Here is a 12,207-nt window from a genome sequence, read left to right as displayed (position 1 = left end):
TTATTGTAAGAATTTATCTTTGGAGGTTCAAATGAAAAAGCACGACAAAATCATTTCCTTCATCTTCATGTTCATTATGATGGTGACGGCTATTTTCTGGGTAAACTCGACCACTAGTTGGTCTATGATGGGTACCCTTGCTTCCGTGGCCTGTTTCGTACTTTTTGTATTATTGGGACTCCGCACTATACCTGTTTTGACAGATTTTGTTCTGACAAATCCAGCACCTGAAGTAACTCTGGAAAATAAAACACGGGACAGAAAGCAGGCTTGGCTATATATTATCGGCTGGGTAGTGGCTAGTCGGGTCTTGCTTATGATTATCGGTTATATATTTTTGATCATACAGAATGGCTATTCCGGTGGTTTGTTTAGCAAAATAGCTGAGACCTGGCATATATCGGGGATCGACGCTTCACATTATTTGGGCATCGCGGAGAATTGGTATGTGACGGAGGGAGATCCGAAATACCATATTGTGTTTTTTCCTTTTTTTCCAAATCTAATTAAAGTAGTTCAGGTATTTGTAGGGAATTATCTCGTCGCTGGATTCATCGTTTCTAATATTTGCTCGCTTGTCGCTGCCTTGGTCGCCTATGAGCTTGCCGCACTAGACATGCATCGAAAGAGTGCTATGCGAGTAGTAAAGTATATTTTTATATTTCCGGCTGCGTTCTTTTTCTTCATCCCAATGACCGAATCTTTATTTCTGGCCTTATCGCTGTTGTGTTTATATTTTGTGAGAAAAAAAGAATGGCTCATCGGATGTTTATGCGGTGCACTTGCAGCGTATACGCGTTCTCCAGGGGTACTGTTGATTGTACCGGTTGCGATTGAATTTGCACGAGAACTTATCGGGAATTATAAATTACTAGAGAAAAAAGCGTTTATACATAAACTGACCACCGCCATTGGCTGTCTTGCTATCATATCGATGGGTTTGCTGGCTTATCTTTACATCAACTACTATGTTACGGGAAATGCTTTTCAGTTCAGTATTTACCAGAGGGAGCATTGGTCACAGAAGTTCTATCTCTTTTTCGATACCGTAAGATATCAGATGGAATATGCGGTGGGCACCTTTAAAAGTGGAGATAGCCGTTCTTTTCTCGGCATGTGGCTGCCTAATTTAATCGCTATATTCTCAGCACTAATTATCATGTTTATGGGAGCAAGAAAACTACGGCCATCCTACACTGCTTATTTTATCGTGTATTTTGCTTTCGTAGTGGGAGCTACCTGGCTGCTGTCAGCCCCGCGTTATTTGCTTGTTGCATTTCCGCTAGCTTTTGCTGCCGTTGCGCTCACTAATGAAAAGCCGAAGGATGTTGCACTCACTGTTATATCTGTTGTGGGTAGTATACTGTACTTGGCAATGTTTGTAGCGGGATATCCGGTGTATTGAGGAATCGTGTTAAAATAGGAGAACGCCTAGGTGCGTTCTTCTTTTTTATTGCGAATAATCTTATAGAAACGATGGTGGGTATGAAGATTGATTACGACAATCAGGTGATCGAGTTTAATGTTCAATATGGAAACGGGAAAAAAATCTCCATTCATATAGATTCGTCAGGGCGCATAACACTCAAGGTACCTAAGAAAACATCTGAAGAGACGATTAAAAGTGTGGTTGAGCGTAATGGCAAAATGATTGTGGAGAAGCTGCAAAGTCTCGAAGCGGCTCGTGAAACGCCAAAGATGATCAGAGCGTACGAAGATGAAGGAAAGTTCCTGTATCTAGGCAAATATTATTCTCTGCATGAGCTTATAGAGACAGCGGAGCTAAGTGAAGAACAACTTCAGTTAAAGCTGAAAAAGTTCTATTTCTCTAGCTGCAAGAAGCTTATAGGAGAGCGGATCACTAGGTACCAGACGCAGCTTAGAGTAAAACCTAAGAGTATCGAGATTGTAGAGTCCAGGACCAAATGGGGAAGCTGCAGCTCCGATAAAAAGCTAACCTTTAACTATCGTCTGGCCATGGCTCCCGTGGAGGTTATCGATTATGTGATCATCCATGAGTTATGTCATTTGCTGCATATGAACCATGATCGCTCCTTTTGGCGACGGGTTGGAAGCCTAATGCCGGATTATAAGGAGAAGGAAGAATATTTAGCAAGATATGGACGGGCTATGACGTTATGAAAAAAGGGTATTCCAGTGCAACTAGAGTAATGGTTGCCGGGAATACCCTTCGTTATTTTAACCCCTTTGCAGCAATCGATAGAGGTTAAGTGCCAGTTGAATCTCGAATAGCTCATCTGAGTTTTTCAGATCTATATTTAGCAAATCTTTGATTTTATCAATCCGGTAAATAAAGGTGTTGCGGTGAATAAACATCGCTTTGGCGGCTTCGGTTACATTCTGATTGTACATAAAATAATACTCCAAGGTAGACATGAATCTCGTGTTCATCGTCTGGTCATGTTCATGGATGCCTCCCAGAACTTTGTTAAAGAATGTCTCCATTTCCGTAGGCTTAATATTGGAATCCAAAAAATGATAGACAGAATAATCCTCGAAGTGAGCAATGCTCCGGCTGTCTTTATTAAACCGCTGCATGAGCCGCATAGCTTCTTGGGCCTCGAAGAAGCTTCGATGGAGCGAAGCAAGTGTCTTATACTGACTGCCAATGCCGATGAGAAAATGATTTTTAGTCATTTCCTGAGCCAGCAACTGCAGCACCTCTTGAGCAAAGGCTTTCGTATCGCTTACGGAAATTGGCGGTTTATTTTCATTTTTTCCGATCAAGATGATGATTTGCTGATTGCGATAGTAACAGATTAGCTCTCCACCTGCATTACTGGACAAGCCATAGATCAAATTGACACATTTTTTGACCATATGCTCCATTTCGTATTTTCTATAAACCATGTCCGTGTAGTTTTCCAGCTGTGTAGCTTCAATATGGATAACTGTACAGTAATACGCATAGTTAACTTTAAGCCCATGCATAGCAGATAGGGAATGCAGTGTTTCTGTTGAAGTAATATTGCCAGCTAATAAGTCGTCGAAGAAGTCCTGCCTAATTTTATGCTTTACCTCTTCGATTTCCTTGGCTTTGATCCGGTCCAGTGCAAGCATCGTGGATACATGCTCTAACGCGGTGTAGTCAAATTCAACCAGCTTGCGTACCGTTTGCAGAACGACGATATACGCGTAAGCGTTACTGGATACAGAAACCGGCATAATGCAGCACTTGTACGGCTGTCCCTGAGAATAGTAGGTGCGTTTGATGGATTTTTTGATTTCAGTAATATACTTTGGGAAAGCTACCGTGAACTCTGGTGGAAAAACAGGCCTGTTCTTCACCAGTGGCAGGAATTCCTGAAGTGGAGATGGGTTATCCTTATGATCTGTATAGCAGAGTAGGTTCCAGTCTCTATCTAATATAAGAACAGGGTTATGGATCGTGTCGGACAATTCCGCCGATATTTGCTCAATACCGCCTCCTTCGAGTGCGATTTTGAACAGCGCATTATGAAGGTCGAGCGAGCGTCGGTTCACAGCATCGTAATCCGCGTTGGTCTTTTCGTTAATGATCGCAATGACTCTGGACAAGGTGTATTCAAAAGGGAGCTCCAGTAGCGGGAGTCCATGCTTATCAGCAAGCTCGATCATATTCTGCGGGATAGCATCGAAATATCGCTTCATTTTGATGCAGAGTCCTGCACAGTTATTCTCCACCAGCTCATGAATGAATTTGTTCTGCAGCTCCGTGCTGTCTTTGAAGATATATCCGGTGGATAAAAGCAGCTCGTTCGAGGTCAGCCAGTCAAATACGTCCGGATTCTCGATGATATTAACTACGGAGATTTGATTGTTTAGGCCAGAATGCCCCGCAACGATCTTTATGCCTTCGATGGATTTGATTTGTAAGATATCTTTTATCGTTAGCATCAATTCACACCTCTCATCTTCGCCCATTGTGCAATGTGCATAGTGATTACTTGTTGTTTTTAGTGTTCTTGTATGATGACCCCCAGTGTACGGAGGACTACAATAAGGGTGTCAGGTAACGTTTATCCGTTAAACTGTGATATATTTCACAAAAATATCCTTTTTCACACAGAAAGCAGCTCAATCTTCATCATTCTTGGAATTTTATGAACTGAGTGTAACATCTTCTATCATTCATCATCAACCGTTAAGGTTTTTTTATGAGAACGCTTTCTATATAGGATAACCTGACAGTAAGTGACCAAACCATTATCTACTTCCTTCTCAAGGGGGCGATCAAACGGAGCATTCTCAGAGCAAGTGTACCTCTTATTTAAAAGCTGGGATATCCAGTGATAGCGCGTTCTTTCATCGGATTCGAGAATCAAGATTTTTCGGAAATGTACACAGCATATTTGAGCGGACGATAAATGTAAGGTGCAAGGCAACTGATGAATTATATACCATTGCGAGCAGTAGGATAGATAATGCGCCTAATACTTTGATCACAGAGGTTAGTAGTTTTTCGGATCTTGGACTGGTTGTGGGAGATGAAGTTTTTGCGGAGAATGATCAATTATATATTGGCACTAAGCTTTCAATATCGATCAAGGAACTGACAGTTTGGCAGAGCTCTTTATCTATTTTTCCAATAGAACTAAAGACGCTAAGAGATAATTTGGCTGCGGCAAGGGCTTATATCAATAGCTATGGAAAATCAGGCGGTATGAAGCAGTTTGCGGGTTCTAGCAGCTTTGAGAGAGAAACGATGCGGCTGCTGGAAGAGCGATCTTCAGGTCTTCTCAATGCCTTGGCGAATGACAGCATGGAAGAGGCTACTCATTATGCAATTCGACTAATGGGGTTAGGCTCAGGGCTGACTCCGTCGGGAGATGATTTTTTAGTTGGATTGTTTGCTGCGATCCATCTGCCTCAGAGTCCTATTAGTAAATATCAGCCGTGGTGCAGGGAAGTCGTGAACGAAGCAGCTGAATTAACGAATGAAATAAGCTATATGGCTCTGAAAAAAGCGGCTTGGGGTCAGGTGAGAGAGTCAATGGGTCAGATGCTGCATTCGCTCATGTATGAGAGTAAGGAAAATATGCTTCTTGGCTTATCGGCAGTGCTGGATATAGGTTCTTCTTCCGGAACAGATATTGCCTTGGGGATCATTAGCGGTTTGAATCTTAATCTAGAACAACGTTGGAGGTAAGATATGTCGACTAAAATAGTAATTAAAAGAAACACATACTTTGATTCCGTCTCGCTCATGTCGTTGTCGACCAAAGCGAATCAAATAGAGGGTGTCGAACAAGCTTTTATCGCAATGGCTACTCAAATGAATAAAGAGGTATTAGCGAATGTAGGGCTGATAACCCCTGAGCTAGAGGAAGCTAAGAATAGTGACCTGATGATCGTAATCAAAGCAACATCCCCTGAACTGGCTGAAGTTGCCTTTGAAGCAATCGAAGAGCTGTTTATTAAAAAAGACAGTGCAGTTGGCGGTACAGCGCTTAAATATCCAACAATTGAGTCGGCAGTGAAGAATATGACAGCAGCTAATCTTGCAGTGATTTCAGTCAACGGAGCGTTTGCAGCCAGAGAAGCAAGAAAAGCGCTGGAGAATAATCTCCATGTCATGATGTTCAGTGACAACGTAAGCGTAGAAGACGAAATTGAATTAAAAAAAATAGCACATGAGCGTGGATTGCTGATGATGGGGCCGGATTGCGGAACCGCGATCATTGGAAATATGGCCTTATGTTTTGCCAATAAGGTTCGTAAAGGCAATATCGGCATCGTGGGTGCATCCGGCACAGGAAGTCAGGAAATCAGCGTGCGGATTCACGATTTTGGCGGAGGCATCTCACAGTTGATTGGCACAGGCGGCAGAGACCTAAGTGTACGTGTCGGCGGAGTAATGATGCTTGATGCTATGAAAGCGCTTAACGAAGACGAAGCCACTAAGGTCATTGTGTTGATTTCCAAGCCACCCGCCAAAAGTGTGGAACAAAAAGTGCTGAATGAAATCAAAAATATGCATAAGCCTGTCGTGGTCTGCTTTATCGGAGGAACGGAGGAAGCTGTTCTGGAAGCAGGTGGACATTTTGCCAAAACAACCAAAGAGGCCGCGCTAAAGGCGGTAATTCTATCCGGCATTGATGAGAGTCAAATTGACAAGCATCCGCTAAACCTTCCGCTGATTGAGGAGATTAAGGTCAAGCTGAAGCCAGAACAGAAGTATATTCGTGGGTTATTCTGCGGCGGTACTTTATGTGATGAAGCAATGTATCTAGCGATGGAGAAATACGACGATGTCTATAGCAACATTCCAAAAGATCCGGAATATCAGCTGGCTGATATCCATATCAGCCAAGGACATACATTTATTGACTTTGGGGATGATGGGTTCACTAACGGCAAACCACATCCGATGATTGATCCTTCTTCACGGATTGCCAGATTCAAGCAGGAAGCAAAGGACCCGGCGGTGGGCGTGATCATTATGGATTTTGTATTAGGCTATGGATCGCATGAGGATCCAGTAGGTGTTATGGTGCCTGCAATTATTGAGGCTAAGCAAGCAGCGGAACAAGAAGGCAGACATTTGGAGATTGTCGGCTATGTACTTGGAACCGATCTGGATACACCTTCCGTCCAAGAACAGCTTGATAAGCTGGTATCCGCGGGCGTTACCTATGCAAGCAGTAATACGAATGCAGGACTTCTTGCCAGAGGTTTTGTAGAGAAGGGAGTATAACATGAGCAGAATCAATGAGTTATTTAAGAGTGAACTTCACGTAATCAATGTCGGCCTAGAAATGTTCAAGGATGATATCCTGAAGCAAAAAGGCAACGTAACCCATCTGGAATGGAAGCCACCTGGTGGAGGTAAGCCCGAATTAATTGCCGCACTGGATGCGTTAGAGCAAGAGGGGATTGCTGCAAAGATTGAGGCTGCCAACAAGCTGGCTGTAGAGCGAATCGTGAATTCACAACCGGTATTGGTTGGTTTTGATCAAGCGATCAATGTCGTACCAGGGATGACTAAGACTACGATATTACATGCAGGGCCTCCGATTACCTGGGATAAGATGAGTGGTCCCATGAAAGGTGCAGTTACCGGCGCTTTGGTCTTTGAGGGCTTGGCGAAGGATCTGGATGAAGCTGCCGAACTAGCGGCATCAGGTGAGATTACGTTCTCCCCTTGTCACGAGCATAATTGTGTAGGGTCCATGGCAGGGGTAACCTCAGCCTCTATGTTCATGCACATTGTAGAGAATAAAACGTATGGCAACATCGCTTATACGAACCTTAGTGAGCAACTGTCGAAAATCTTGCGGATGGGTGCAAACGATGAAACGGTCGTTGCCCGTTTGATCTGGATGAGAGATGTGCTTGGACCGATGCTGCGTGAGGCGATGAAGTTCTCTGAGAACGGCATTGATCTGCGGCTCATGTTATCACAGGCGCTCCATATGGGAGATGAATGCCATAACCGCAACAACGCTGGAACGACTCTTTTGATTCAGGCATTAACGCCGCTTATCCTGAGAACGGATTTTACTAATGAGCAGAAAATCGAAGTGTTCGATTTTGTGGCAATGAGTGATTATTTCTCCGGACCAACCTGGATGGCTCTTTGTAAATGTGCGCTTGATGCTGCCCATGGCATCGAGCATAGCACCATCGTAACAACGATGGCCCGCAATGGCGTGGAATTCGGTATTCGTGTCAGTGGAATGCCAGGCAATACCTGGTTTACCGGCCCTGCGCAAAAGGTTGTCGGACCGATGTTTGCAGGGTATAAGCCGGAAGATTCGGGACTCGATATCGGTGACAGTGCGATTACCGAAACGTATGGTATAGGTGGCTTCGCCATGGCAACCGCGCCGGCGATTGTAGCATTAGTTGGGGGAACCGTAGATGATGCCATGAACTATTCTGTGAAAATGAAGGAAATTACTACGACGGAGAATCCAAATGTGACGATTCCTTTGTTGAACTTCCGCGGAATTCCTACTGGAATCGATATTCGTAAAGTGGGTCAAACCAGCATTATGCCAGTGATCAACACGGCTATTGCCCATAAGGATCCAGGCATCGGAATGATTGGAGCCGGAATCACTCATCCTCCAATCGAGTGTTTCGAGCAAGCCATTCTCGCTTTTAGCCAGAGCATGCATTCATAGAACCACCCGCCCTTCAGGCCTATTCAAGGGCCTGAGGGCTTCATAAGCCATTGGTATGTAAGCGCTAACGATCTAGGGGGAGATTTATTATGGATCAAGTATTTATGAAGATGTTCTGGAAAAAGGGAGATTGGGCTGCATTTTTCGGGTTGCTTGCTAACAATTTAACCAATCTGCTTACGATGATTTCACTGTTAATTTTTGTAGTAGGATTTCCGGAAGGTATGGTTTACGGCAGAGTCGTTCCTGCGTTTGGACTCGCGATTTTTATCGCAAGTATTGCTTATGGCTGGTTTGGATATCAGCTAGCCAAAAAAACAGGCCGAACGGATATAACCGCATTACCTTCAGGACCTAGTGCTCCATCGATTTTTACGGTAACTTTTCTAGTGTTAATTCCCGTATTTAGAGAAACCAATGATGCATCATTTGCGCTGCAAATTGGTCTCGTATGGTGCCTGTTCGAAGCTTTGATCCTTATTGTCGGCTCATTTCTGGGAGATGTGCTGCGTAAGGTTATTCCAAGAACCGTACTTTTATCTTGTTTGTCTGGACTTGGATTGTTATTGCTGGCCATGAACCCGATGCTGCAATCCTTTGAAACACCAGTGGTTGCCTTTGTTGTACTTGTGATCATCTTTATTAACTGGTTTGGCAAATCGCCGATATTCAAAAAAATTCCTACAGGATTTCTGCTGCTGATTGCTGGAACCGCACTGGCTTGGATATTCGGCTTGCAGAATCCAGAAGCGATCACAACGGCTCTTTCAACACTGGGGTTTAATCCACCTGAGGTGCATATTACCAGCTTAATTCAAGGGATTCCGCATGCCTTGCCATACCTGGCTTCTGCAATTCCATTGGGACTGGCGAATTATATTTTTGACCTTGAAAATATTGAGAGCGCACATGCTGCGGGAGATCCTTATAACACTCGTAACGTCATGCTAACGAACGGGGTTGCTTCAAGTATTGGTGCTTTTACAGGTAATCCGTTCCCGGTAACTGTGTACATTGGTCATGCAGGCTGGAAATCTATTGGGGCTGGACTTGGTTATACCATAGCTTCTGGTTTCTCCATGTTAATTATTTGTCTCTTTGGTATAGGGGCACTGCTGTTGTCTATCATACCTGTTGTGGCGATTGTTCCGATTCTGGTCTATGTCGGAGTCGTTACGGCGAATCAGGTGGTTCGAGAGACACCTAAAAATGAAGTGCCCGTTATCTTTATCACCTTGTTCCCATGGATTGCTAACTGGGCTTTAACGCTTGCGAACAACATTTTTAATGCGGCTGAAACTTCGGCTTCTAAGGTGGGGATTGATCTCTTATTAAGTAAAGGGGTTTATTACAACGGCCTGATGCATTTAGGAAATGGTGCACCGCTTAGCAGCTTGATTTGGGGCTCCATCACTATTTTCTCTATCCTGAATAAACCACTGCGGGCTGCTGTCTTTGCTGTAATCGCGTCTGGCCTATCTTTATTTGGGATCATTCACGCGCCGACTGTTGGATTTGCTCAAGCTTCACTTATGCCGTTCGTATACTCCTATTTGATGGTTGCAGGATTATTTGTTTATAAGCATTTTTCAGACCTTCGTGACCCAGCGAACAAGCTGCAATCCGAATAAATAATTGATAAAAAGAAATAGGAGAGCTAAAGCCATGACTAATCAAACTCTGTCAGAAGATTTAATTCAAGCAGCGGATCGCGGGGATTTAGCTGCCGTAGAACAGCTTTTAGCTCGTGGTGCCGATGTTCATCATAAGGATGCCAGTGGTCGTACTGCGCTGATGGCGGCAACGCAAAAAAATCATATTCCTCTCGCTCAAAAGCTGATTGAAGCAGGCAGTGACGTGAATGCAAGAGATATCACTATGTTATCACCCTACCTGTGTGCCGGTGCCAATGGATTCCATGAGATTCTGTCTTTAACTCTTGCCGCAGGTGCGGATACAACCAGTGTAAATCGTTTTGGGGGAACTACACTGCTTCCTTCCAGCGAGAAGGGGTATCTAAGAACTGTTCAGAAATGCTTGGAAGCAGGCGTTGCAGTTAACCATATGAACAATCTGGGATGGTCTGCCTTGTTGGAGGCAGTAATTCTCGGGAATGGTGGCCGTTTATACTCCGATATTATTCAGTTGTTGGTGGATGCTGGAGCGGATGTTCAATTGCCGGATCGTGACGGCAAATCATCGTTGCAGCATGCAGAAGAGCTGGGACAGGAGAGGGTCATCCGTATTCTCAATAAAGAAAAGCTAACGATTCATCCAAGTATTCAAAGCGCTCAAGAGCTAGCTCGGGCAGAGGATTTCCTGAAAGCAAGTTTGGTTATGGAACATGCAATGCAAGAGGACAGTAATAATTCAGACTTCTATTACTATAAAGGATACTTCTTAGGGGAACTCGGGAGATATGAGGAAGCTCTGGCAGCCTATCAACAGGCACTTACTATCGAACCGGATGACCTTGATTTCTATTTCTATACCGCAAATGCCTACCGAATGATGAAGCGATCCGAGCAAGCGTTAGCAGAGTATGACAAAGCGATAGAACGCGATCCTGGCGAAAGCTTCTTCCGCTATCATAAATCCAATTATTTAAGAGAGTTGGGCAGGCATGAGGAAGCGGTTAAAGTTATGGATCAGCTTCTGGAACAGCAGCCTGAACGGTATGATTTCTCGTTTCATAAGGCGAACAGCTTGAGATCACTTGGCCGGCATCAAGAGGCAGTTGAGGCGATTGAGAACGCAATTGCTAACGATCCGAGCAATCCTTTATATCATCATCATAAGGCACAGTCACTTGGTTTACTTGGTGATCATGAAATGGCCATTCAAGAAATAGATATTGCTATCAGCTATAATCCTGCCAATCCGGATTTTCACTCCGCGAAGGAACAATTTCAGCTGGCCCTTAAACGCTAATAAATGAGGATCAACTGATCCGTCAGGAGGAATGGAATGAGTAAATTTATAGTTGTAGCCATTGGCGGTAATTCATTGGTGAAAGACAATGGCCGCGATTCTATAGAGGATCAGTCTGAGGCAGTACGTGAAATTGCTGTGAATATCGCTGATCTGGTGCAAGCAGGCAACGATGTGGTGGTTACTCACGGCAACGGTCCACAGGTTGGATTCGAGCTGAGACGAAGCGAGGTGGCTTCGGAAGTCACTGGAATGGATGTTACCCCGCTGGTCAATTGCGTGGCGGGCACGCAAGGGGGCATAGGCTATTTAATTCAGCAGGCCTTAACAAATGAATTCATTCATCGCAGATTAGACAAAAAGGTTGCCACAGTCATTACTCAGGTCGAGGTTAGCAAAAATGATCCGAATTTTCAGTCTCCCTCGAAACCAGTGGGCTCCTTCTTCACGCTTGAGCAAGCAGAGGAGATGAAGCGTGCCAAGCCAGATTGGGTCATCATTGAGGATTCAGGACGAGGTTACCGCCGTGTTGTTCCATCGCCTAAGCCGATTGATATCGTTGAAAAAGACGTCATTAAATCACTCATTGAGACGGGTTATGTGGTAATCGCTGTTGGCGGAGGCGGGATTCCTGTGATCAAAACCGAAAATAATACCTACGAAGGTATCGATGCAGTCATTGACAAAGACTTTGCTACAAGTCTGCTGGCCGAACAGATCGATGCAGAATCTCTTATCATTACAACAGGAGTTCCTCAGGTATGTGTGAATTTCGGTACGCCTGAGCAGAAGGCTCTTGAAGAAGTTACAGCGGCAGAAATGTTGGTATATGCGGAGCAGGGTCATTTTCCTGCTGGCAGTATGCAGCCTAAAATTGAAGCAAGTCTTAGCTTTTTGAAAAAAGAGGGACGTAGAGTTATCATTACCAATCCGGAAAATATGAAAGCTGCGATGAGCCAACAGGCTGGCACACATATTGTAAATTAATAAGATCTAATTTATCTCATCATTTCATGGAGACCGCCACTGATCTAAATCAGGGCGGTTTTTTGACATATTCATGAATTGTTATCTAACTGTTGCTTTCAGATGGCCATATTCTGGTGAATAAAAGGAAGATAAGAGGTAAAACTATGTCCACTATAGA

The 12,207-nt window shown here is 44.1% G+C and carries 9 protein-coding genes; 8 read left to right on the top strand and 1 reads right to left on the bottom strand.

Annotated elements, in window-relative coordinates; genetic code table 11:
* The first annotated feature begins 31 nt into the window (after nt 1-31).
* Both MHH63_RS20385 and MHH63_RS20380 read left to right on the top strand, forming a co-directional pair.
* Nucleotides 32-1,405: a hypothetical protein gene (locus MHH63_RS20385; RefSeq protein ID WP_341172045.1), complete on the top strand. Its 1,374-nt coding sequence runs from the start codon at nt 32-34 to the stop codon at nt 1,403-1,405.
* 80 nt (nt 1,406-1,485) lie between these two features.
* Entirely contained in the window at nt 1,486-2,142 is a 657-nt protein-coding gene (locus tag MHH63_RS20380; RefSeq protein ID WP_038574107.1) for a M48 family metallopeptidase, read from the top strand.
* Between the two features lie 57 nt (nt 2,143-2,199).
* Here MHH63_RS20380 and MHH63_RS20375 read toward each other — a convergent pair whose 3' ends face one another.
* Entirely contained in the window at nt 2,200-3,897 is a 1,698-nt protein-coding gene (locus tag MHH63_RS20375) for a PucR family transcriptional regulator (RefSeq protein WP_076305179.1), read from the bottom strand.
* Between the two features lie 541 nt (nt 3,898-4,438).
* Between MHH63_RS20375 and MHH63_RS20370 the strand changes: the two genes are divergently transcribed.
* The 6 genes from MHH63_RS20370 to arcC all read left to right on the top strand — a co-directional run bounded on the left by MHH63_RS20370 (nt 4,439) and on the right by arcC (nt 12,047).
* Nucleotides 4,439-5,149 carry a DUF2877 domain-containing protein gene (locus tag MHH63_RS20370; protein ID WP_341172044.1) on the top strand — a complete coding sequence of 237 codons (711 nt, stop codon included), beginning with the start codon at nt 4,439-4,441 and terminating at the stop codon, nt 5,147-5,149.
* Between the two features lie 3 nt (nt 5,150-5,152).
* On the top strand, nt 5,153-6,697 hold the full coding sequence (gene fdrA / locus MHH63_RS20365) for an acyl-CoA synthetase FdrA (RefSeq protein WP_341172043.1): 1,545 nt from the start codon (nt 5,153-5,155) through the stop codon (nt 6,695-6,697).
* A gap of 1 nt (nt 6,698) precedes the next feature.
* On the top strand, nt 6,699-8,129 hold the full coding sequence (locus MHH63_RS20360) for a YlbE family protein (protein WP_076098692.1): 1,431 nt from the start codon (nt 6,699-6,701) through the stop codon (nt 8,127-8,129).
* Nucleotides 8,130-8,218: 89 nt separating this feature from the next.
* Nucleotides 8,219-9,760 (top strand): xanthine permease, encoded by a 1,542-nt coding sequence (locus MHH63_RS20355; RefSeq protein ID WP_341172042.1) that lies wholly within the window; start codon nt 8,219-8,221, stop codon nt 9,758-9,760.
* A gap of 34 nt (nt 9,761-9,794) precedes the next feature.
* Entirely contained in the window at nt 9,795-11,060 is a 1,266-nt protein-coding gene (locus MHH63_RS20350) for a tetratricopeptide repeat protein (RefSeq protein ID WP_339281685.1), read from the top strand.
* Between the two features lie 36 nt (nt 11,061-11,096).
* Nucleotides 11,097-12,047: a carbamate kinase gene (gene arcC / locus MHH63_RS20345; RefSeq protein ID WP_076105343.1), complete on the top strand. Its 951-nt coding sequence runs from the start codon at nt 11,097-11,099 to the stop codon at nt 12,045-12,047.
* Nucleotides 12,048-12,207: the final 160 nt, after the last annotated feature.

The sequence above is a fragment of the Paenibacillus sp. FSL H3-0310 genome (genome assembly GCF_038002785.1).
Classification (GTDB): Bacteria; Bacillota; Bacilli; order Paenibacillales; family Paenibacillaceae; genus Paenibacillus_AQ; species Paenibacillus_AQ odorifer.
The sequence above is the reverse complement of the archived record's forward strand: the minus strand, read 5'-3'. Positions and strand labels throughout refer to the sequence as shown.